General features: G+C 70.5%; 18 protein-coding genes and 1 pseudogene. 10 read left to right on the top strand and 9 right to left on the bottom strand.

The window, feature by feature from the left end:
- From AB0Q90_RS30315 to glgB, 4 genes and pseudogenes are all read left to right on the top strand, one after another.
- Positions 1–1,230, top strand: a pseudogene (locus AB0Q90_RS30315) (alpha-1,4-glucan--maltose-1-phosphate maltosyltransferase); the annotation flags it as partial.
- Positions 1,227–2,927, top strand: a complete 1,701-nt coding sequence (gene treS / locus AB0Q90_RS30320; protein ID WP_363163171.1) for a maltose alpha-D-glucosyltransferase — start codon at positions 1,227–1,229, stop codon at positions 2,925–2,927. The pseudogene AB0Q90_RS30315 and the gene treS, both read left to right, overlap by 4 nt.
- Positions 2,928–3,025: 98 nt before the next feature.
- Positions 3,026–4,447, top strand: a complete 1,422-nt coding sequence (locus AB0Q90_RS30325) for a maltokinase (protein WP_363163172.1) — start codon at positions 3,026–3,028, stop codon at positions 4,445–4,447.
- A complete protein-coding gene (gene glgB, locus AB0Q90_RS30330; protein WP_363163173.1) occupies positions 4,444–6,936 on the top strand; it encodes a 1,4-alpha-glucan branching enzyme in 2,493 nt (830 codons plus the stop codon). The genes AB0Q90_RS30325 and glgB overlap by 4 nt, the downstream gene beginning before the upstream one ends.
- 208 nt (positions 6,937–7,144) lie before the next feature.
- Here glgB and AB0Q90_RS30335 read toward each other — a convergent pair whose 3' ends face one another.
- The 4 genes from AB0Q90_RS30335 to AB0Q90_RS30350 form a co-directional block, all read right to left on the bottom strand.
- Positions 7,145–9,376 carry a UvrD-helicase domain-containing protein gene (locus AB0Q90_RS30335; protein WP_363163174.1) on the bottom strand — a complete coding sequence of 744 codons (2,232 nt, stop codon included), beginning with the start codon at positions 9,374–9,376 and terminating at the stop codon, positions 7,145–7,147.
- 168 nt (positions 9,377–9,544) lie between these two features.
- Positions 9,545–9,859 carry a thioredoxin domain-containing protein gene (locus tag AB0Q90_RS30340; RefSeq protein ID WP_363163306.1) on the bottom strand — a complete coding sequence of 105 codons (315 nt, stop codon included), beginning with the start codon at positions 9,857–9,859 and terminating at the stop codon, positions 9,545–9,547.
- A 14-nt stretch (positions 9,860–9,873) separates the two neighbouring features.
- Positions 9,874–10,263, bottom strand: a complete 390-nt coding sequence (locus AB0Q90_RS30345) for a MerR family transcriptional regulator (RefSeq protein WP_363163175.1) — start codon at positions 10,261–10,263, stop codon at positions 9,874–9,876.
- A 28-nt stretch (positions 10,264–10,291) separates the two neighbouring features.
- Complete coding sequence (locus AB0Q90_RS30350; protein ID WP_363163176.1) at positions 10,292–10,801, bottom strand: Lrp/AsnC family transcriptional regulator; 510 nt, start codon at positions 10,799–10,801, stop codon at positions 10,292–10,294.
- Positions 10,802–10,840: 39 nt separating this feature from the next.
- On the opposite strand from AB0Q90_RS30350, the gene AB0Q90_RS30355 reads away from it, so the two are divergent.
- Both AB0Q90_RS30355 and AB0Q90_RS30360 read left to right on the top strand, forming a co-directional pair.
- Complete coding sequence (locus AB0Q90_RS30355; protein WP_363163177.1) at positions 10,841–11,758, top strand: NAD-dependent epimerase/dehydratase family protein; 918 nt, start codon at positions 10,841–10,843, stop codon at positions 11,756–11,758.
- Position 11,759: 1 nt separating this feature from the next.
- Positions 11,760–12,680, top strand: coding sequence for an aldo/keto reductase (locus AB0Q90_RS30360; RefSeq protein ID WP_363163178.1), 921 nt, complete (start codon positions 11,760–11,762; stop codon positions 12,678–12,680).
- On the opposite strand, the gene AB0Q90_RS30365 is transcribed toward AB0Q90_RS30360, so the two are convergent.
- The 3 genes from AB0Q90_RS30365 to AB0Q90_RS30375 all read right to left on the bottom strand — a co-directional run bounded on the left by AB0Q90_RS30365 (position 12,667) and on the right by AB0Q90_RS30375 (position 16,105).
- Positions 12,667–13,329 (bottom strand): TetR/AcrR family transcriptional regulator, encoded by a 663-nt coding sequence (locus AB0Q90_RS30365; RefSeq protein WP_363163179.1) that lies wholly within the window; start codon positions 13,327–13,329, stop codon positions 12,667–12,669. The genes AB0Q90_RS30360 and AB0Q90_RS30365 overlap by 14 nt on opposite strands.
- An 85-nt stretch (positions 13,330–13,414) precedes the next feature.
- The gene (locus AB0Q90_RS30370; protein WP_363163180.1) at positions 13,415–14,887 is read right to left on the bottom strand and encodes an ATP-binding protein; all 1,473 of its coding nucleotides are present in this window, start codon (positions 14,885–14,887) and stop codon (positions 13,415–13,417) included.
- Positions 14,888–15,472: 585 nt separating this feature from the next.
- Positions 15,473–16,105: a maleylpyruvate isomerase family mycothiol-dependent enzyme gene (locus tag AB0Q90_RS30375; protein WP_363163307.1), complete on the bottom strand. Its 633-nt coding sequence runs from the start codon at positions 16,103–16,105 to the stop codon at positions 15,473–15,475.
- Between the two features lie 86 nt (positions 16,106–16,191).
- Between AB0Q90_RS30375 and AB0Q90_RS30380 the strand changes: the two genes are divergently transcribed.
- Positions 16,192–16,632 carry a MarR family transcriptional regulator gene (locus tag AB0Q90_RS30380; protein ID WP_363163308.1) on the top strand — a complete coding sequence of 147 codons (441 nt, stop codon included), beginning with the start codon at positions 16,192–16,194 and terminating at the stop codon, positions 16,630–16,632.
- Between the two features lie 130 nt (positions 16,633–16,762).
- Here AB0Q90_RS30380 and AB0Q90_RS30385 read toward each other — a convergent pair whose 3' ends face one another.
- Positions 16,763–18,184 carry a cation:dicarboxylase symporter family transporter gene (locus AB0Q90_RS30385; RefSeq protein WP_363163309.1) on the bottom strand — a complete coding sequence of 474 codons (1,422 nt, stop codon included), beginning with the start codon at positions 18,182–18,184 and terminating at the stop codon, positions 16,763–16,765.
- A 120-nt stretch (positions 18,185–18,304) separates the two neighbouring features.
- On the opposite strand from AB0Q90_RS30385, the gene AB0Q90_RS30390 reads away from it, so the two are divergent.
- A complete protein-coding gene (locus tag AB0Q90_RS30390; RefSeq protein WP_363163181.1) occupies positions 18,305–19,957 on the top strand; it encodes a sensor histidine kinase in 1,653 nt (550 codons plus the stop codon).
- Positions 19,954–20,643 carry a response regulator gene (locus AB0Q90_RS30395; protein WP_363163182.1) on the top strand — a complete coding sequence of 230 codons (690 nt, stop codon included), beginning with the start codon at positions 19,954–19,956 and terminating at the stop codon, positions 20,641–20,643. Before AB0Q90_RS30390 ends, AB0Q90_RS30395 begins: the two co-directional genes overlap by 4 nt.
- Here the strand turns inward: AB0Q90_RS30395 and AB0Q90_RS30400 are convergent.
- A complete protein-coding gene (locus AB0Q90_RS30400) occupies positions 20,636–21,169 on the bottom strand; it encodes a hypothetical protein (protein ID WP_363163183.1) in 534 nt (177 codons plus the stop codon). The two genes, AB0Q90_RS30395 and AB0Q90_RS30400, sit on opposite strands and share 8 nt — an antisense overlap.
- Positions 21,170–21,215: 46 nt before the next feature.
- On the opposite strand from AB0Q90_RS30400, the gene AB0Q90_RS30405 reads away from it, so the two are divergent.
- Complete coding sequence (locus AB0Q90_RS30405) at positions 21,216–22,052, top strand: 5'-methylthioadenosine/S-adenosylhomocysteine nucleosidase (protein ID WP_363163184.1); 837 nt, start codon at positions 21,216–21,218, stop codon at positions 22,050–22,052.
- Positions 22,053–22,060: the final 8 nt, after the last annotated feature.

Raw genomic sequence — 22,060 nt, forward strand, 5'->3', positions numbered from 1 at the left:
CGCAAGGGCCCCGACAACACCCTGTCCGCCGCACCCGAGGACGTCGGCGTGCCCTGGGCGATCGGCTCCCCCGAGGGCGGCCACGACGCCGTCCATCCCGGCCTTGGCACCATCGAGGACTTCGCCCGGTTCGTCGCCCGGGCCGGCGAGCTGGGCATGGAGGTGGCCCTCGACTTCGCGCTGCAGTGCTCCCCGGACCACCCCTGGGTACAGAAGCACCCGGAGTGGTTCCACCACCGCCCCGACGGCACCATCGCGTATGCGGAGAACCCGCCGAAGAAGTACCAGGACATCTACCCCATCGCCTTCGACGCCGACCTGGACGGCCTGATCACCGAGACGCTGCGGGTGCTGCGGCTGTGGATGGGCCTGGGCGTGCGGATCTTCCGGGTGGACAACCCGCACACCAAACCGGTCCTCTTCTGGGAACGGGTGATCGCGGACATCAACGCCACCGACCCCGACGTGATCTTCCTGGCGGAGGCGTTCACCCGGCCGGCGATGATGCACACCCTGGCCCAGATCGGCTTCCAGCAGTCCTACACCTACTTCACCTGGCGCAACACCAAGCAGGAACTCACCGAGTACCTCACCGAACTGGCCGGTGAGGCGGCGAGCTACATGCGGCCGAACTTCTTCGTCAACACCCCCGACATCCTGCACGCCTTCCTCCAGCACGGCGGCCGCCCCGCCTTCGAACTCCGCGCCGTCCTCGCCGCCACCCTCTCCCCCACCTGGGGCGTCTACAGCGGTTACGAACTGTGCGAGAACACCCCCCTGCGCGAGGGCAGCGAGGAATACCTCCACTCCGAGAAGTACCAACTCAGGCCACGCGACTGGGACACCGCCGACACCATCGCTCCACTGATCACCAAGCTGAACGCCGTCCGGAACGCGAGCCCCGCCCTACAGCAGGTGCGTAGTCTCCACTTCCACCATGCCGACCAGGAAGCGGTGATCGCGTACTCGAAGCGTTCGGGGTCGAACACGGTTCTGGTGGTCGTCAACCTCGACCCCCACCACACCCAGGAGGCGACGGTCTCGTTGGACATGCCGCAACTCGGCCTGGACTGGCACGAGTCGGTGCCGGTGCGTGACGAGCTCACCGGCGAGACCTATCACTGGGGCAGGACCAACTATGTGCGCCTCGAACCGGGTCATCGGCCCGCGCACGTCTTCACGGTGCTGCGACCGTCCACCCCGCAGATCGGAGGGTCACCCACAAAATGATCGTCAACGAGCCCGTTCCGGACACCTTCGAGGACACCCCCGCCAAGGACCGGGACCCGGATTGGTTCAAACGCGCGGTCTTCTACGAGGTCCTGGTCCGCTCCTTCCAGGACAGCAACGGCGACGGCGTCGGCGACCTCAAGGGCCTGACCGCCAAGCTGGACTATCTCCAGTGGCTGGGCGTGGACTGCCTGTGGCTGCCGCCGTTCTTCAAGTCCCCGCTGCGGGACGGCGGTTACGACGTCGCCGACTACACCTCCGTACTGCCCGAGTTCGGTGACCTCGCCGACTTCGTCGAGTTCGTGGACGCCGCCCACCAGCGCGGTATGCGCGTGATCATCGACTTCGTGATGAACCACACCAGCGACCAGCACCCGTGGTTCCAGGAGTCCAGGAAGGACCCGGACGGGCCCTACGGCGACTACTACATGTGGGCCGACGACGACAAGCAGTACGCCGACGCGCGCATCATCTTCGTCGACACCGAGGCCTCCAACTGGACCTTCGACCCGGTCCGCAAGCAGTACTTCTTCCACCGCTTCTTCTCCCACCAGCCGGACCTCAACTACGAGAACCCGGCCGTGCAGGAGGAGATGATCTCCGCGCTGAGGTTCTGGCTGGACCTGGGCATCGACGGCTTCCGCCTGGACGCCGTGCCGTACCTCTACGCGGCCGAAGGAACCAACTGCGAAAACCTTCCGGCAACCCATGAGTTCCTCAAGCGGGTACGCAAGGAGATCGACGCCCACTACCCGGACACGGTGCTGCTGGCGGAGGCCAACCAGTGGCCGGAGGACGTCGTCGACTACTTCGGCGACTACGCCTCCGGCGGCGACGAATGCCACATGGCCTTCCACTTCCCGGTCATGCCGCGCATCTTCATGGCGGTGCGCCGCGAGTCCCGCTACCCGGTGTCCGAGATCCTGGCGAAGACCCCGGCGATCCCCTCCAGCTGCCAGTGGGGCGTCTTCCTGCGCAACCACGACGAGCTGACCCTGGAGATGGTCACCGACGAAGAGCGCGACTACATGTACGCGGAGTACGCCAAGGACCCGCGGATGCGCGCCAACATCGGCATCCGCCGCCGACTGGCCCCGCTCCTCGACAACGACCGCAACCAGATCGAACTCTTCACCGCGCTCCTGCTCGCCCTGCCCGGCTCGCCGATCCTCTACTACGGCGACGAGATCGGCATGGGCGACAACATCTGGCTCGGCGACCGCGACGCCGTCCGCACCCCCATGCAGTGGACGCCGGACAGAAACGCGGGCTTCTCGTCGTGCGACCCGGGCCGGCTGTATCTGCCCACGATCATGGACCCGGTCTACGGCTACCAGGTCACGAACGTCGAGGCATCGATGTCGTCGCCGTCGTCGCTGCTGCACTGGACCCGTCGCATGATCGAGATCCGCAAGCAGAACCCCGCGTTCGGCCTCGGCTCGTACACGGAACTCCAGTCGTCGAACCCGGCGGTGATCGCGTTCCTGCGCGAGTACGAGGACGACCTCGTCCTGTGCGTCAACAACTTCTCCCGCTTCGCGCAGCCCACCGAGCTGGACCTGCGCAGGTTCAACGGGCGGCACCCGGTCGAGCTGTTCGGCGGGGTGCGATTCCCGGCCATCGGCGAACTGCCGTACTTGCTGACCTTGGCGGGGCACGGCTTCTACTGGTTCAGGCTGCGCAAAGAGGGCGCGTGACGCTCCGCTGAGGGAAGCCCGGTCGGGGCGGTTTCTCCCGTCCCGCCGGGGGCACGCATCACTAACACCCCGACCACCCGGGGAAAGGACGCGACGTCATGTCGGAAGCCGTCACCCGTACCGCTGCGACCAGTCCCGGCCTGCTCGCCTCGCTGGACCCTTTGCTGCGGGAGTGGCTGCCGCGGCAGCGCTGGTTCGCCGGCAAGGGGCGTCCCGTCACCGGGTTCTCGCTGGTCGCGGCCACCGAACTGCTGCCGTCCGACGGACGGCTGGGCCTGTACCACCTGCTGGTGCAGGCCCATCAGTCGCCCGCGCCCGGCGACTGCTACCAGCTCCTCATAGGCGCGCGCGAGGCGCTGCCGCCCCATCTCGCGCCCGCGCTGATCGGTCATGTGGACCAGGGCCCGCTCACCGGACGCACGGTGTACGAGGCCCTGTACGACCCCCGGCCCGCCGAAGTGCTCCTGGAGGCCCTGCGCACCCAGGCCCGCATCGGCGGGCTGCGTTTCGAACGGGAACGGAACCAGGAGATCCGCCCGGGACTCGTACCGCGCGTGGTCACCTCCGAGCAGTCCAACTCCTCCGTCGTCTACGGAGATACGTTCATCCTGAAGCTGCTTCGCCGGATCGTGCCCGGCATCAACCCCGACCTGGAGCTTCCGCTGGCGCTGGCCCGCGAGGGCTGCCCCCGGGTGCCTCCGCCGACGGCGTGGATGCAGGCGGAACTTGAAGGGGAGCCGTATGTGCTGGGTGTGCTCCAGCCGTTCGTGCAGGGCGCGGCGGACGGCTGGGAGCTGGCGCTGCGGGAACTGGCCAAGGGCGAGGACTTCGCCGCCGAGGCGAGGGCGCTCGGGCGGGCCACCGCCGAGGTGCACACGGCGCTGGCCCGGGCGCTGCCCACGGTCACCCTCGGCCGTGCCCAGCTGGAGCTGATGGTCGAGGGCATGGTGGAACGGCTGGAGGCGGCCACCCAGGCGGTGCCCGCGCTACGGCCGTACGCGCCCGGGCTGCACTCCGCCTTCGACGCGCTGGCCGGCCTCGCGGCGGAGGGCCGCACCTGGACCGCCCAGCGCGTCCACGGCGATCTGCACCTGGGCCAGTGCCTGCGCTCGCCCGCCGGACAGTGGTGGCTGATCGACTTCGAGGGCGAGCCCGCCAAGCCGCTGGCCGAACGGCGCATGCCGCAGCCGACCGTGCGGGACATCGCCGGAATGCTCCGCTCCTTCGACTACGCGGCCCACTCCGCCGACCTGCCGGTGCCGGGCTGGGCCGACGCCTGCCGGGCCGCGTACTGCTCCGGGTACGCGGAGATCAGCGGCGTGGATCCGCGTACCGACCCCGTGCTGCTGCGGGCCTGCGAAACGGACAAGGCGATCTACGAGGTCGTCTACGAGGCCCGCCACCGCCCCGACTGGCTCCCGGTGCCGCTGTCGGCGGTCCGCCGGCTCGCCGCGGACGCCGGCGAGCCGACCACCCTCACCCCACCCTCGTCACCCTCGTCCAGGAGGCCCCACTCGTGACCCCCCGTCCCCCGTCCAGCGGTCCCGCTCCGAAGAAGTCGGCCGAGGAGACGGCCGAGGAGAAGAGCGTCGCGAAGAAGGCGGCCGCGCAGAAGAAGAGCGTCGCGAAGAAGGCGGCGAAGTCGGCCGAGAAGGCCACGGAGAGCGTGAAGAAGGCGGCGGCGAAGAAGACGACGAAGAAGGCTGCCGCGAAGAAGACGACGACGAAGAAGACCGCGGCGAAGAAGGCGGCGCCCCGGAAGACCGCGGCCAAGAAGGTCGCGGCGAAGAAGACCCCCGTCAAGAAGGTCGCGGTTCCGGAGCCCTCGGCCGAGCCGGCCGTCTCCCCCGCCGTGGACGGCGGTGACCGTGACCGGCTGCTCGCCGGGACCCATCACGACCCGCACGGCGTGCTCGGCGCCCACCCGGTGCCCGGCGGGGTCGCCTTCCGCGCCTTCCGGCCGTACGCCCGCTCGGTGACCGTCCTCGCCGGGGAGCTGCGGGCCGAACTGCACGACGACGGCGAGGGCTTCTTCTCGGGGCTGCTGCCGCTGCAGGGTGTGCCGGAGTACCGGCTCCTCGTCGCGTACGAGGGCGCCGAGCAGGACACCGAGGATCCGTACCGCTTCCTGCCCGCGCTGGGCGACCTCGACCTGCATCTGATCGGCGAGGGCCGGCACGAACAGCTGTGGACGGCGCTCGGCGCCGAGCCGATGACGCACCAGGGGGTGCCGGGGACCCGGTTCACCGTGTGGGCGCCGAACGCGCGCGGGGTGCAGCTGGCCGGGACCTTCAACTTCTGGGACGGCACGGGGTATCCGATGCGTTCGCTCGGCTCCTCCGGGGTCTGGGAGCTGTTCGTGCCGGGCATCGGCGAGGGCGAGCTGTACAAGTTCGAGATCACCCGCCCCGACGGTTCCCGGACCCTGCGCGCGGATCCGCTGGCCCGCCGCACCGAGGCTCCGCCGAACACGTCGTCGATCGTGCACGCCTCGCACTACGAGTGGGGCGACGCGGAGTGGCTGGAACGGCGCGGGAGGATACCGGCGCACGAGGGGCCGTTCTCCGTCTACGAGATCCATCTGGCCTCCTGGCGCCCCGGCCTGACCTACCGTCAACTCGCCGAGCAGCTCCCCGCATACGTGAAGGACCTGGGCTTCACGCACGTCGAGCTGATGCCGGTCGCCGAGCATCCCTTCGGCGGCTCCTGGGGCTACCAGGTCACCGGCTTCTACGCGCCCACGGCGCGGCTCGGTACGCCCGACGACTTCAAGTACCTGATCGACGCGTTGCACCAGGCCGGGATCGGGGTCCTGATGGACTGGGTCCCCGCGCACTTCCCGCGCGACGACTGGGCGCTGGCCGAGTTCGACGGGCGTCCGCTGTACGAGCACGAGGATCCGCTGAAGTCCGCGCATCCCGACTGGGGGACGCTGGAGTTCGACTTCGGCCGGCGCGAGGTCCGCAACTTCCTGGTGGCCAACGCCATTTACTGGTGCGAGGAGTTCCACATCGACGGGCTGCGGGTGGACGCGGTCGCCTCGATGCTCTACCTCGACTACTCGCGCGAGCCCGGGCAGTGGATTCCGAACGTGCACGGCGGGCGGGAGAACCTGGACGCGGTGGCGTTCCTCCAGGAGATGAACGCCACGGTGTACCGGCGTTCGCCGGGCGTCGTGACGATCGCGGAGGAGTCCACGGCGTGGGACGGGGTGACCCAGCCCACCGACAGCGGGGGCCTGGGCTTCGGCCTGAAGTGGAACATGGGCTGGATGCACGACTCGCTCGACTACATGACCCACGAACCGGTCCACCGCAAGTACCACCACAACGAGATGACGTTCTCGATGGTGTACGCGTACAGCGAGAACTACGTGCTGCCGATCTCCCACGACGAGGTCGTCCACGGCAAGCGGGCTCTGGTGTCGAAGATGCCGGGCGACTGGTGGCAGCAGCGCGCCAACCACCGCGCGTATCTGGGCTTCATGTGGGCGCACCCCGGCAAGCAACTGCTGTTCATGGGGCAGGAGTTCGCCCAGGGGGCGGAGTGGTCGGAGGCGCACGGCCCGGACTGGTGGCTCCTCGACCCGGCCTACGGCGCCGAGGCCGACCACCGCGGTGTCCGGGACCTGGTCCGTGACCTGAACACGGTGTACCGGGTGACTCCGGCGCTGTGGCAGCTCGATACCGACCCTGCGGGCTTCCAGTGGGTGGTCGGGGACGCGGCCGACGACAACGTCTTCGCGTTCCTCCGCTACGACGAGGAGGGCGCCCCGCTGTTGGCGGTGTCGAACCTCTCCCCCGTGGTCCGCCACGACTACCGTCTCGGCGTCCCGGACGACATCCCCGCCTGGCACGAGACCTTGAACACCGACGCCGCCCGCTACGGCGGCAGCGACGTCACCAACCCCGACGCAATCAAGCCGGAGCCACTGCCTTGGCACGGCCGCGGCGCCAGCATCCACCTGACACTCCCACCCCTGGCAACGCTATGGCTCCGCCCGGCCTAGCTTTTCTCGCCCCCGCCGCCCTTACCCGTCCCATCCCAGGGGGCGCTGCCCCCTGGACCCCCGCTCCTCAAACGCCGGAGGGGCTGACTACTCAGCCCGTCCGGCGTTTGAGGACGAGGCCGTTCAGGCCGAAGCGGGGGTCTGGGGGCGGCAGCCCCCAGGGGACGGGAACGGGTAGGGGCGGCGGGGGCGAAAACCAGCCCGACCGTCAGCCGGACTCCGTCGTCAAGCCCCGCGGCAAGCGGCCCGTGTGCAGCACCCCCAGTCGCTGGGTCGCGCGGGTCAGGGCGACGTACAGGTCGCTCGTGCCGTAGCGGCCCGGTTCGACGACCAGGACGGAGTCGAACTCCAGGCCCTTCGCCTGACGGGGGTCCAGCAGGACCACGGACCGCGTCAGGTCAGGTTCGGCACCCGCCGTGACGCCGTCGAGGCGGGACGCAAGACGTCGATGGAGCTCGCGCGGAGCGATCACCGCCAACCGCCCCTCCGCCGGCGTCAGTTCCCCCACCGCCTTCGCCACCGCCCCCGGCAGATCATCGGTCGCCCGGATCCACGGCCGCACCCCCGTCGACCGCACCGAACTCGGCGGCGAGAAGTCGGGCCGCTCGGCCCGGACGACCGCCGCCGCAAGGTCCATGATCTCTGCGGGAGTGCGGTAGTTGACGCCCAACCGCGTGTGCTCCCAGCGGTCCTCCACATACGGCGCCAGGATCCCCTCCCAGGACCCGACCCCCGCCGCCTCCGCGGTCTGCGCGGGATCGCCGACCAGCGTCATCGACCGCGTCGGACAGCGCCGCATCAGCAACCGCCACGCCATCGGCGACAACTCCTGCGCCTCGTCCACGATGATGTGCCCGAACGCCCAGGTCCGGTCGGCGGCCGCCCGTTCCGCGGCACTGCGGTGATCGTCCTCCTCGTGCCGCTCCGCGAAGCGCTCCGCGTCGATGATGTCGTGCGCGGACAGCACCTCCGAGGCATCGGGATCGCCGTCCTCCTTGTCCTCGAACTCGTAGGTGCGCGAGGCGTACGACACGTCCAGCACGCCCTGCGCGTACGCGATCTGCGTCTCCCGCTCGCGTTCCGCCCGCAGCCGCGCCACCCGGTCGTCCTCGCCCAGCAGTTCGGCCGCCTCGTCGAGCAGCGGCACGTCGGCCACCGTCCACGCCCGGGTCGTCGGACGCCGGATGGCGGCCGCGTCCTCGTCGGGGAGGTAGCCCACGGGGTCGGCGAGGAAGTCCGCGACCAGCCGCTCCGGAGTGAGCAGCGGCCACAACTGGTCGATCGCCGACCAGACTTCGGGGTTCTCGGCCAGCTCGTCGCGGATCTGGGTGATGTCGCTCGGGTCGAGGAGGTTCGTCCCGTCGTAGGGGTCCGTGCCGATGCGTTCGGCGACCATGTCGGTGAGTGTGTTGAGGATGTGGCCCTCGAAGTGCTCGCGCGCCACGTTGTGCGGGAGCTTCGCCGCGCGGGCGCGCTCGCGGGCCACCTTCACCAGGCCGTCGTCGAGCATCAGGATCTCGCGGTCGTGCTCGATCGCGATCACCGGATCGGGCAGCGACTGCCAGTCGCGTACGACGGCGGCGAGCACGTCGGCCATGTCGGCACGGCCCTTCACGGCGGCCGCCTCACGCGTGTCGCCCGCCGTGGCCTTCACGCCGGGGAACAGTTCCCCGACCGTCGCCAGCAGCACGCCCGTCTCGCCCAGCGAGGGCAGCACCTCGCCGATGTAGCCGAGGAAGGCGGGGTTGGGGCCGACGATCAGGACGGCACGCTTGGCGAGCAGTTCCCGGTGTTCGTAGAGGAGGTAGGCGGCTCGGTGCAGGGCGACCGCCGTCTTTCCGGTGCCCGGACCGCCCTCGACCACCAGGACGCCGCGGTGCGGGGCGCGGATGATCTCGTCCTGCTCGGCCTGGATGGTCTGCACGATGTCGCCCATCCGGCCGGTGCGCGCGGAGCCCAGCGCGGCGAGCAGCACGGCGTCACCGCTCGGGTCCTCGTGGCCGGTCCGCTCCTGGTCCCCGAGGTCGAGGATCTCGTCGTGCAGCGCGGTCACCGTACGGCTGTCGGTGCTGATGTGCCGGCGCCGGCGCAGGCCCATCGGGGTGTGGCCGGTGGCCAGGTAGAAGGGGCGGGCGACGTCGGCCCGCCAGTCGATGAGGATCGGCGTGCGCTGCTCGTCCTCGGTGCGCAGGCCGATGCGGCCGATGTGATGGGTGATGCCCGTGGACAGGTCGATCCGGCCGAAGCAGAGGGAGCCGTCGACCGCGTTCAGGGCGGCCAGCAGCCCGGAGCGTTCGGCGACGAGGATGTCCCGTTCCAGCCGGGCCTGCATGGGCGTGTTGCCCTGGGCGAGCGCGTCCTGGACGGAGGTCTCGGTGTCACCGCGCAGGGCGTCCACGCGCGCATACAGGCCGTCGATGAATTCCTGCTCGCCGCGCATTTCATCGTCCGGAAATTCGCTGTTTGACAATTCCACTCCCGCCCGGATATACTGTGCCCACTGAACTTCTTTGCGACTCAATTCCCTTGAAGTCGCGAATCATTGAATATACGCAAAGAAATCCCCCGAGCGCAATTGCTCGGGGGATTTCTTCGTGTACGGCCGGGGTTACAGCACGTCGGACAGCTCCTCCAGGAGCCTGCGCTTCGGTCGCGCCCCCACCATCGACTTCACCGGCTCACCGCCGCGGAAGACCATGAAGGTCGGCATCGACAGCACCTTGTACGCGTTCGTCGTGTCCGGGTTGGTGTCCACGTCCAGCTGGACCACCTTGAGCCGCTCGCCCTCCTCCGCCGCGAGGGCGGCGAGCACCGGCCCCATCTGCCGGCACGGCGGGCACCAGTCGGCGGTGAACTCCACCAGCACGGGCAGTTCCGCGCCGATCACCTCCGTATCGAAGTCCGCGTCCGTCACCTCGGCCACACCCGCTGCCCTGATCACAACTCCCGCCCTCCCAGTTCGCACATCGGTGGTTCCGCTTCCGTCATCGCCGCCAGCCGTACGCCGATCTGCGCCCGTACGGCCTGCAAGTCGCCGATCAGCGCGTCGAGTTCGTCCAGCTTGCGCCGGTAGACCGCGAGCGAGGCCGGGCATTCGTCGCCCTCGGGATGGCCGGCCCGCAGACACTCCACGAAGGGCCGGGTCTCCTCCAGGTCGAACCCGAAGTCCTGGAGCGTCCTGATCTGCCGCAGCAGCTTCAGGTCGCTCTCGTCGTAGGTCCGGTACCCGTTGCCACTGCGCCGCGCGGGCAGCAGCCCCCGCGACTCGTAGTACCTGAGCGTCCGGGTCGTCGTCCCGGCCCGCTCGGCCAGCTCGCCGATTCGCATGCCCCGACCGTAATCCTTGACGTCGGCGTCAGGGCAACAGCGGTTTGCGCTCCACCGGGGAGGTGAGCACGATCGACGTCGTCGTGCGGCCGAGGGCGGAGACCTCTTCGAGGACCTCCTCCAGGTGGACGGTGTCATGGACGGCGACCTTGAGGATCCAGCAGTCCTCGCCGACCACGTGGTGCACCTCGGTGATCTCGGGGCGCTCCATCAGCTCCAGGGTCCTCGGGTGCTTCAGGTTGTAGCCGCCGTGCGGGTTGACCCGGACGAAGGCCTGGATGCCGTAGCCGAGCCGGGCCGGGACGACCTGGGCGCCGTAGCCGCTGATCACGCCCGCCGTCTCCAGGCGGCGCACCCGTTCGGTGACCGCCGCGGGGCTCAGGCGGACACGGCGGCCCAGCTCGCTGAGTTTGATCCGGCCGTCGGTCTGGAGGAGCTGGAGGATCTGCCGGTCCAGCGCGTCGAAGGCCACCGACGTTTCGTCGGCGGTGCCGCGCGAACGTCGTGGTTCTTTTGGCGTGATGGCCCGAACTCCCATGGTTCCCCCTTCAGGACGTGGATGTACGCCGGGAGAATTATGGTCATGGAAAAGGCGCGAGAGGTACTGGTCATCGGCGGTAACCGCTATTTCGGAAAGCGGCTGATCGGCCGGCTGCTGGCCGCCGGGGACCGGGTCACGGTCCTCAATCGGGGCTCGGCCGCGCCGCCCGCCGGAGCCCTTCATCTCGTCGCCGACCGGGACGACGAGAACTCCCTGCGGGAGGCTCTCGGTTCACGCACCTTCGACGTCGTCGTCGACCAGGTCTGCTACACCCCGCGCCAGGCGGCCGTGGCCCGCCGGGTGTTCGCGGGGCGCGTGCGGCGGTATGTGCTGACGTCGACGGTGGAGGTGTACGAGTACGAGGACTCCCCCGCGCCGGTCGGGGAGGCGGCCGTCGATCCCCGCTCGGTCGCCGTCGATCTCGAACTCCCCTGGGACGAACCGGAGTTCCTCGAAGCGCACTACGGCGAGGGCAAGCGGCAGGCGGAGGCCGTGCTGGCCGCGGACCCGGCGTTCCCGTACGTGGCCGTGCGCGTCGCCCATGTGCTGGGCGGGGACGACGACTTCACCGGACGGCTCGCGCACTACGCCGACCGCATCCGCTCGGGCACCCCGATCGCCGTCCCGGCGGTGAACCGGCCCGCCACCTACATCCACGTCGAGGAGATCGCCGACTTCCTGGCCTGGACGGCGGGCGCGGACTTCACCGGGCCGGTCAACGCCGCCTCCCACGGGCTGCTGACCACGGCCGAGCTGTGCGAGGCGGTAGCGGCACAGATCCCCGGCGGACGGACCGTCCTGCGGCCGGTCGAGGTCGGCGCCGTCTCCCCGCTGTCCTTCGCCCGCTCCTACGGCATGGACAACGCCCGGGCCACCCGGCTCGGGTTCACCTTCGGCGACGTACGGCAGTGGCTGCCGAAGGCCGTCGCCGAGACGCTGGGGAAGGACAACTGACATGCGGTACCGCACACTTGGCGGCCTGCGCGTGAGCGCGATCGGGCTCGGCGCCATGCCCCTGTCCATCGAGGGGCGGCCGGAGGAGACACGCGCCCTGGCCACCGTGCACGCGGCGCTGGACGCGGGGGTGACGCTGCTGGACACGGCGGACTCCTACCATCTGCCCGGTGACGGGCCGGGTCACAACGAGCTCCTGGTCGCCCGCGCCCTCGCGGCCTACGGCGGCGACACGGCCGATGTCCTGGTCGCCACCAAGGGCGGGCGGGGCCGGCCCGCGGACGGCAGCTGGACGGTGACGGGCGGCCCCGGTCATCTGAAGTCGGCCGCGGAGGGGTCGTTGAAGCGGCTCGGCGTCGAGGCCATCGGCCTCTACCAACTTCACAAGCCCGACCCCGCCGTGCCCTTCGAGGAGTCGGTGGGCGCACTGCGCGAGCTGCTCGACGAGGGCAAGATCCGGCTGGCTGGCGTCTCCAACACGGACGTGACACAGATCCGTGCGGCCCACGCGATCCTGGGCGACCGGCTGGTCTCGGTGCAGAACCGGTACTCGCCGGCCGTCCGGGACAGCGAGGCCGAGCTGCGGCTGTGCACGGAACTGGGGCTGGCGTTCCTGCCGTGGAGCCCGCTGGGCGGACTCTCGCGCAGCTCCCTGGACGGGCCGTCGAGGATGGAGGGCGGCGCGGCGGGCCGCCTGGAGGCGTTCCACGACGTGGCGCGGGAGCGGGGCGTCAGCGCACAACAGGTGGGCCTGGCCTGGCTGTTGGAGCGGTCGCCCTCGGTGATCCCGATCCCTGGGGCGAGTCGGCCGGAGACGATCCGGGACTCGGCGGGGGCGGCGGAACTGGAGCTGAGCGCGGAGGAGATGACACGGCTGGACGCGGCCGCGGACGGGGCTGCGGACGCGCTCAGGGGCTCGTGAGGGCTGCCGTCTCGGCGGCGTAGAGCTCGGCGGCGTCGAAGCCCATGCCGGTGAAGTGCCCGGCGAGTTCGAGGGACAGCACGCCGTGCAGGCGGGTCCAGAAGGTGAGAGAGCGACGGAGCGCCGCCGCGGACGCCGGATGGTCACCGGCCCAGTCCCGGTGTTCGGCGAGGTGCGCGTCGAGGGCTTCCGCCGCGGGGTCGGCCGGAGGTTCGAGGGCTTCGACGGCGGCGAAGGCGTCGAGCAGGACGGCCATGACCTCGGAGGCGATCCGGGTGGTGTCCTCGGGTGCCTGATAGCCCGGCACGGGCGTCCCGAAGACGAGCAGATAGCGGTGCGGGTCGTCCAGCGCCCAGCGGCGCATCGTACGGGCCAGTTCCGCGAGGTCCGCTCCCGCCGCGGCGCGCGCACGGAAGACGTCCGCGAGACTCCGGTACGCGTCCCTGATCAGCGCGGTGATCAGCTCGTCCCGGTTGGCGAAGTACCGGTACAGCGCGGGTCCGCTCATGCCCATCTGCTTGGCGATGGCATTGAGCGAGATCGCGGACGCGCCTGCGCTGCCGATCTGCTCCCACGCGAGCTTCTTGATCTCTTCCCGTACCTGGGCGCGGTAGCGCTCCCGGGGGGTTCTGGGATCAGGCTCGGGCACGGTGGCCTCCGGGCTGCGTGGCTATAGTGTCGAGGTTTTGCTAGACGCTATCACCATGCGAGGGCTGGGGCTCAGGGCCTGGGGGTCAGGGGGCTGACGCTGCCGCGGTCTCGGTCTCTGTTTCCGCCTCCGTCGCTTCTTCTTCGGCCTCGTTCTCGCCCTGCACCCCGAGCAGCCTGCGGGTCAGGCGGTCGTGGTCGGAGAGGAGTTCGTCGAGGGCGGCGCGGACGTCCGCCGGCCGGGTCCGTTCGGACTCGCGCTCGGCGGCGATCAGTACGGCGCGACGGACCAGTTCCTTGGTGAAGGAGGCGGTCGTGCCCTCGGTACGGGTCACCACCTCCGCGGCGACGTCCTCGCCGAGGCCGAGGCCGGAGCCGTACAGACCGAGGAGGCGGGCGCGGCCCTCCGCGTCCGGGAGCGGGATCTCCACGGCCAGGTCGACTCGGCCGGGGCGCTGGACGAGGGCCGGCTCCAGCAGGTCGGCCCGGTTGGTGGTGAGCAGGAAGGCGACGTCGGCGTCGTCGCCGAGGCCGTCCATCTCGTTCAGCACCTGGAAGAGCAGGGGCTGCTCGCCGCCGCCGTAGTCCCGGGCCTCGGCGATCAGGTCGCAGTCCTCCAGGACGACCAGCGCGGGCTGGAGCATCCGGGCCAGGGCGCAGGCCGGGCCGATGGCCTGGATGCTCGTGCCGGCCAGGATCACGACCGTGAACTGCGGGAGGTGGGAGAGGAGATAGCGGATCGTGTGGGTCTTTCCGGTGCCGGGCGGACCGTAGAGGAGGAGTCCGCGGCGCAGGTGCTGGCCCGCGGCGCGCAGCTGCTCGCGGCGCCGGGCCACGCCGACGACCTGGCGTTCCACGCGCTCCAGGAGGCCGGCCGGGAGGACGATGTCGTCGCGGGTGAGGTCGGGGCGGCGGTGGAAGCGGAAGGGGCCGAGGCCGTGGCCGAACTCCGAGCCCTCGAAGGAGAGGACCTGGCCGCGGAAGATGTTGCGCTCGCGCACGAGTGCGTCGATCTCGGCGAGGAAGCGGTCGGCGAACTCGGTGTTGGTGGCGAGGACTTCGATCTCGACCTTGTTGCGGCCGTACTCGTCCTGGGGGCCGCGGAGCAGGACCGCGAATCGTTCGTCGGCCTCGGTGCCGAGGTAGAAGCCGCAGGAGACGCAGGCCAGTTCCTCGTCCGGGGAGACCGGGAGGTGGGCGTAGTCGACGGCACCGATGGTGAAACGGTCGTAGCGGTCGGCGGCTTCGAGGATGTCGCCGAGGGTGAGGTCGCCGTGGTGCTGGGAGCCGCGGAGGCCGATGAGTTCGTGGGTGCGGGTGGGGGTGGCGAACCAGCGTTCCAGGGCGAGGTGGACGTTGGGGAGGTCGTAGGGGGCGTAGGCGGCCTTGACCACGGGGCGGTCGGTGGGGGTGGCGCCGAGGTGTTTGCGGAGGCGGTTGCTGAGGTTGCGGGTGGGGTCGTTGTGGTCGGGGCGGTGGGGGTGGGCGACGGCGGTGAGGAAGTCGTAGAAGAGTTCGCTGACGCGTTCGAGGTCGATCGGTTCCGTCGATTCGCCCATGCCGTGACCTCCGTATGCCCGAACGGACCGTTTCACACCGGGGTGTCCAGGGTGGGTCGAACGAGGCTGACGGGTCAAAGGATTTCCCTCGCCCCCGCCGCCCTTACCCGTCCCATCCCCAGGGGCTGCCGCCCCTTCGACCCCACCAGGGGGCTCCGCCTCCTGAACCCCCGCGGGGCTTCGCCCCCTGCACCCCACCAGGGGCTCCGCCCCTGGACCCCGCCGGCCTGAACGGCCTCGTCCTCAAACGCCGGACGGGCTGGATATACCGACCGGCACCGAAAAGGGTGCCGTCAGTCTGCGGGCATGCGTGCCGCCTGGGGCGGCGCCCACCCGGGCAGGCGGTGCCGATGAAGCCGCTGAGCCTGCGGGCATGAGTGCCGCCTGGGGCGGCCCCGCTGCCAAAGAGAGGCGGCACCCCGTTGGCGCCGGGCTGCGCGACCCACCCCCGGCCGGCGCGAAACTGCGGGTGCGTGGGGGCTGGTCGCGCAGTTCCCCGCGCCCCTTTCGGGGCGCTGGCAGCGGCGCGAGGCGGCGGGCTCTGGGCGTGCCCGCCGCCTCGTTCCCCCGTCCCCCGAGGGTCCGCTACTCCCCCGTCCCCGTCCCCGCCCGCGCAGCGTCCCGGCGGCCGGTCATGAGGAGGAGGAGGTCGGCGATCGGGGCGCGGACCTCCTCGCCCTTGCCGCGGGTCCAGTCGATGTCGGTGGCGATGATGCGGGCGTGCGGGAGTGGCCAGGGGCGGGGCGGGAAGCGCATCGTCCAGACGCGGTCGGCGGCGTCTCGGGCGGCGGCCGGGGGCATTGCGCGCCGGCGGCCGAGGGCGAGGGCGATGTCCTGGCCGTGGACGAGGATGTCTAGCAGCGGTTCGCGGGGCGTGGTCGTAGGCGCCAGGCGGCGGGAGCCGATGGTCGAGCGGAGGTTGGCGACGATGTCCGCCACGGGGCGCTCCGCCTCCCGGACCGCCGTGTCGTGGATCATCCGGTCGACGTTGCCCCGGGCCCGGGCGAAGTCGCGCAGGCAGCCGGCGTAGGTGATGCGGGCCGCGAGGGTGAGGTGGGCGGCCACGTCACGCACCCGCCAGTCGCCGCAGCGCGTCGGCGTCTCCCATTCCTCCGGGGTCAGCCCCTCCAGGAGGTCGGCCAGGCTCGCCCGCTCCCGGTCGACGATCTGCCAGCGCTCGTCGGTCCCCAGCACCACGCCCACGCCCACGGGAATCACCACCCACTCAAGTGGTAAGCTTCTCTGACCAAAGTAGTCAGAGGCTCTGACCAATGTCAAGGCGAAGGAAGGACGGAGGCGCGGTCATGGTCGCGGAGAGCGAGCTCAATACGGGCGTGCTCCTGTTTCTCCCTTACCGGGCCCTGGAGAATCGTGTCTTCGCCGCGCTCGCCGAGGCCGGTTTCGACGACTTCACGCCCGCCCAGGCCCGGGTCATGCAGCGCATCGGGCCCAACGGCACCCGGCTCACCGAGCTCGCCGAGCAGGCCCAGGTCACCAAACAGACGGCCGGCTTCCTCGTCGACCAGCTGGAGAAGGCCGGCTATGTGACACGTAAGCCGGACCCGACCGACAGGCGGGCCCGGCTGGTGTGCACGGCGGAGAAGGCCCAGGCCGCCAAGGTGGTCGCCGACGCCGTGGTCGCCGAGGCGGAGCGGGAGTGGGAGGAGCACCTCGGCAAGCGCCGTATGAAGCAGCTGCGCGAGGCGCTCACCCTGCTGCGGGAGATCACCGACCCGTGGGCGTGAGCCCTTGGCCGGAGCGGGAAATGAGCCGAGCGGCCAAGGGCGTGAGCCCTTGGCCGGAGCACAGAAAAGAGCCGAGCGGTCAGGCCAACGGGGGGAGTGCCTGACCGCTCGGGGTTGTGGGGAGGGCTGCCTACGCCTTCGCGAGTTCCTTCTCGCCGCCCTGCTCCGGAACGTCCACGGGAACCGCGTCCTCCGCGCCGTCCTCCGCGCCGTCGTCCAGCAGCGTCTTCTCGTCGAACGGAAGCTGTCCGGCCAGCACCTGGTCCACCCGGCCCCGGTCGATCTCCTTCGTCCACGTACCGATCAGGACCGTCGCGACCGCGTTGCCGGCGAAGTTCGTCAGCGCACGCGCCTCGCTCATGAACCGGTCGATGCCGACGATCAGACCGATGCCGTCCACCAGCGCGGGCTTGTGGGACTGGAGTCCGCCCGCCAGGGTGGCCAGGCCCGCGCCCGTGACACCCGCCGCGCCCTTGGACGCGACCAGCAGGAACAGCAGCAGCGGGATCTGCTCGCCGATCGACATCGGCGTCCCCATGGCGTCCGCGATGAACAGGGAGGCCATGGTCATGTAGATCATGGTGCCGTCGAGGTTGAAGGAGTAGCCGGTCGGAACCGTGATGCCGACCACCGGCTTGCTGACACCGAGGTGCTCCATCTTCGCGATGAGCCGCGGCAGCGCGGACTCCGACGACGACGTCGACAGGATCAGCAGGAACTCACGGCCCAGGTACTTGAAGAACGTGAAGATGTTCAGGCCCGCGACGACCCTCAGCAGCGCGGCGAGCACGATGAAGACGAACAGGAAGCACGTGGTGTAGAAGCCGAGCATCAGCACGGCCAGGCTCTTGAGCGCGTCCAGACCGGCCGAACCGGTGACGGCGGCGATGGCACCGAAGGCGCCGATCGGGGCGGCCCACATCACCATGGCGAGGATGCGGAAGACCAGCCGCTGGATGTGCTCCACACCGCGCAGGATCGGCTGCCCGGCCGGGCCCATGGCCTGGAGCGCGAAGCCGGTGAGCAGCGCGACGAGCAGGGTCTGGAGGACCTCGCCGCCGGTGAATGCGGAGACGATCGTGGTCGGGATGATGCCGAGCAGGAACTCGGTGGTGTCCTTGGCCTCCGCGTCGACCTGTGCGTGGCCGACGTCCTTGACCGCGTCGGTGACCGCGAGGCCGGTGCCGGGCTCCAGGATGTTGCCGACGACCAGGCCGATGCCCAGGGCCACCAGCGACATCACCGTGAAGTAGGCCAGGGCGATACCGCCGACGGCACCGACCTTGGCGGCCTTGCGCACCGAGCCGATGCCCAGCACGATCGTGCAGAAGATGATCGGCGAGATCATCATCTTGATCAGGTTCACGAAGCCGGTACCGATCGGCTTCAGCTCGACGGCGAAGTCCGGCGCGGCCAGACCGACGGCGATGCCGAGGGCGACCGCGACGATCACCGCGATGTAGAGGTAGTGGGTGCGGTCTCGTTTGACTGCGGGTGCCGTTTCGGGGGTGCTGGCGGCCACGGCTGCCCTCCTTGACGTCTTCGTCGGCATCACCGGCGTGCGGCTCACGTCCGGGGGATTGAGGAATGCCGTGACTATCTCCCGCCCTGTGAGGGCGGTCACCCTTCCGTTCATTTAGTTCATGCTTAACCGGAGAGGCACACTGACGACATGCGCTTCCCCGTCCCCCGACCCCGCAGCCTGGCCGGCCAGCTGTTCGCCATGCAGGCCGTGCTGATAGCGGTGCTCGTGGCCGGATACGCGCTGTTCACCTACGTCAGCGACCGCAGCCAGGCCGAGGAAGCGGCCGGCCGTCAGGCGCTGGCAGTGGCCCGCTCGGTGGCGGACGCCCCGTCCGTGCGGGAGGCGATCCGCACCTCCGACCCCACGGCCCGGCTCCAGCCGTACGCGCAGCGGGTGCAGCGGGACACCGGGGTCGACTTCGTCACGATCATGAACCCGCAGGGCATCCGCTGGACCCACCCCCGGCCGGAGGAGATCGGCCAGCACTTCCGCGGCCACATCGAGGCCGCGCTGCGGGGCGAGACCTTCACCGAGACCTACACCGGCACCCTCGGCCCGTCGGTCCGCGCCGTCACACCGGTCCGGGACGGCGGGGAGATCGTCGGCCTGGTCAGCGCGGGCATCAGGGTCGAGGAGATCAGCAAGCGGGTGGAGGGCCAGCTGACGGCCCTCATCGGGGTCGCGGGCGGCGCGCTCGCGCTGGGCGCGGTCGGCACGTACGTCGTCAACGCCCGGCTGCGCCGGCACACCCACGGCATGAACGCGGCCGAGCTCAGCCGGATGCACGACTACCACCAGGCCGCGCTGCACGCCGTGCGCGAGGGGCTGCTGATGCTCGACGGCCAGTTCCGCGTGGCGCTGGTCAACGACGGCGGCCGTGAACTGCTGGGCGTCTCGGAGGAGGTCGTCGGCCAGTCCGTCGCCGACCTCGGGCTGCCACCGTCGCTGACCGGCGCGCTGCTGGCCTCGGAGCCGCGGGTGGACGAGGTGCATCTGACGGCGGACCGGGTGCTGGTGGTGAACACCTCGCCGGTGTCCGGCGGAGAGCGCCGCGGCACCGTCGTGACCTTGCGCGACGTAACCGAACTCCAGTCGCTGATGGGCGAGTTGGACTCCGAACGGGGTTTCACTCAGGCGCTGCGCTCACAGGCGCACGAGGCGGCCAACCGCCTCCACACGGTCGTCTCGCTGATCGAGCTGGGCCGGGCCGAGGAGGCCGTCGACTTCGCCACCGCCGAACTGGAACTGGCCCAGGCGCTGACCGACCAGGTGGTGGCCGCGGTGAGCGAACCGGTGCTGGCGGCCCTTCTGCTGGGCAAGACCGCCCAAGCGAACGAGCGGGGCGTGGAGCTGGTGGTGTCGGAGGACAGCCGCCTGGACGACGGCCTCCTGCCGTCGTCGCTGCCCGCGCGGGACCTGGTGACGATCCTCGGCAACCTGATCGACAACGCCGTGGACGCGGCGCAGGGCGGTGTGCCGGCGCGGGTGACGGTGACGGCGTACACGGAGGACGGGGCGCTGGTGCTGCGGGTGTCGGACACCGGGGAGGGAGTGGACCCCGCGCACGCCGAGACGGTGTTCGAGCGGGGCTTCTCGACGAAGCCGGCGGGGCCCGGCGGGCGCGGGCTGGGGCTGGCGCTGGTGCGGCAGGCGGTGAGCCGGCACGAGGGCTCGCTGACGGTCGCGGCGGCGGCCGGGGGCGGGGCGGAATTCGAGGTGCGGTTGCCGCTGGGGGCGGGGGCCGTACGGACAGGTGAAGGCGTAGTTTCTGGGGGCGCAGTCTCTGGAGGCGACGTATGACCACCGAACAGCAGATCCGTGTCCTGGTCGTGGAGGACGACCCCGTCGCCGCCGACGCGCACGTCATGTACGTCAACCGCGTCCCCGGCTTCACGGCGGTCGGCAAGGCGCACACCGGCGCGGAGGCGCGCCGCGCGCTGGACCGTACGCCGGTCGACCTGCTCCTGCTGGACCTCCACCTGCCGGATGTGCACGGCCTCCAACTCGCCCGCTCACTGCGGGCGTTGGGCCACCACGCGGACGTGATAGCGGTAACGTCGGCACGGGATCTGGCGGTGGTGCGGGAGGGCGTCTCGCTGGGCGTGGTCCAGTACGTCCTCAAGCCGTTCACCTTCGCCACCCTGCGGGACCGTCTGGTGCGCTACGCCGAGTTCCACGCGGCCGTCGGCGAGGCGAGCGGCCAGGACGAGGTCGACCGGGCCCTGGCGACCCTGCGCGCACCGGGTCCGGCGGCCCTGCCGAAGGGCCTGAGCGCGCCGACGCTGGAACGGGTGACGGTGGCCCTGCGGGACTGCGGGGAGGGACTGACCGCAGCCGGCCTCGCCGAAGCGGTGGGCATCTCGCGGATCACGGCCCGGCGGTATCTGGAGCATCTCGTCGATGCCGGGCGGGCGGCGCGGAGTCCGCAGTACGGGACGGTGGGGCGGCCGGAGCTGCAGTACCGGTGGGTGCGCCGCTCTACGTGAACGGCCGTGCGTAGAGAACGACTTGGGAGGCGAGTCCGGTGAGGGCGAGGGCTTCGACGACCGAGACGACGAGGAGCCCGGCAGACGTCTGCCCGGCGCCCCAGTAGACGGCGAGTCCGGCGAGCGGGACGACACAGAACGCCAGCAGGTCCACGGCGCACTGGAGTGCTTTACGGGTGTGGCGGCGGCCGTCGGTGCGATGCGCGGTCTCCCACGCGAACGCCCCCTCCGCCTGGGCGAGTTGACCGAGCCGGGGCCCGAGGTCCTGACGTATGTACCGGCCGATCGCGGAGATCTTCTCGTCGTTGACGAGGTAGGTCCAGCCGAGGACCACGCACACCGGCGGAATCGCGAGCAGCATCGCCGACTGCTCGGCCTGCGCGGCCGCGGCGATCACGACGGCGACGACGGTGAGGGTGACGTAGAGGAGGTTGTCGCGGAAGCCGATGCGGGTCTTCTGCTCGTCCTTGACGGTCTGGTACTCGGCGAGGAGGAGTTGACCGAGGGTGACGTCCTGCTCCGCCATGCGCTTTCCTTCCCCCGGTGGTGATGCTTGGCAGTACCTTAAATGCGTGCCGCAGACTTCACCGACTGTTGTCGTGCTTACCGCGCTGGCTGTCGAGTACGACGCCGTCCGTGCGTACCTTGAGGCTCCGGAGGAGTTGGTCCACGACGACGGCATGCGGGTGGAGCGCGGGCGGCTCGCCGGCACTGAATGGACGCTGGCCGTCGCCGAGTTGGGCGAGGGCGCCCTGAACTCCTCCGCGCTCACCACGCAGATCATCGCCTGGCTGCGCCCCGAGGCCGTGCTCTTCGTGGGGGTGGCGGGTGCCCTGAAGGACGATGTCGCGATCGGTGACGTCGTGGTGGGGACGAAGGTGTACGCCGTGCAGGGCGGGAAGGTGACGCCGGAGGGCTTTCAGGCGCGGCCCGAGGTCTGGCACGGGTCGAACCGGCTGCTGCAGGCGGCGCGGTCGGCGTTGCGGGGGCAGGGGGATGTCCGGGGGCACCTGAAGCCGATTGCCTGCGGGGATGTGGTGCTGACCGACGACAGGTCGGCGTTCGCCGAGTTCATCGGGCGGAACTACAACGACGCCAACGCGATCGAGATGGAGGGGGCGGGGGCGGCGCATGCGGCGCATCTGAGCGGGCAGTTGGACGCGCTGGTGATTCGCGGGATCAGCGACCGGGCGAACCCTGGGAAGTCGAAGGCGGACAAGGGGGGTTCGCAGGAGCGCGCGGCCGCGCAGGCGGCGGCTGTGGCGGTGGGGGTGCTGCGCAAGCACCGGCCCCGGGGTTCCGGAGGTTCCGCCGACTCCGAGGAGGGGCCCCATTACGGGGGCGACCACATCGACTTCCGGGGCGGGGTCTTCCACGGGCCGGTCGTCGGAAAGCAGATCGGGCAATAGAGGGACCG

The sequence above is a fragment of the Streptomyces sp. NPDC079141 genome, from assembly GCF_040686775.1.
GTDB lineage: Bacteria > Actinomycetota > Actinomycetes > Streptomycetales > Streptomycetaceae > Streptomyces.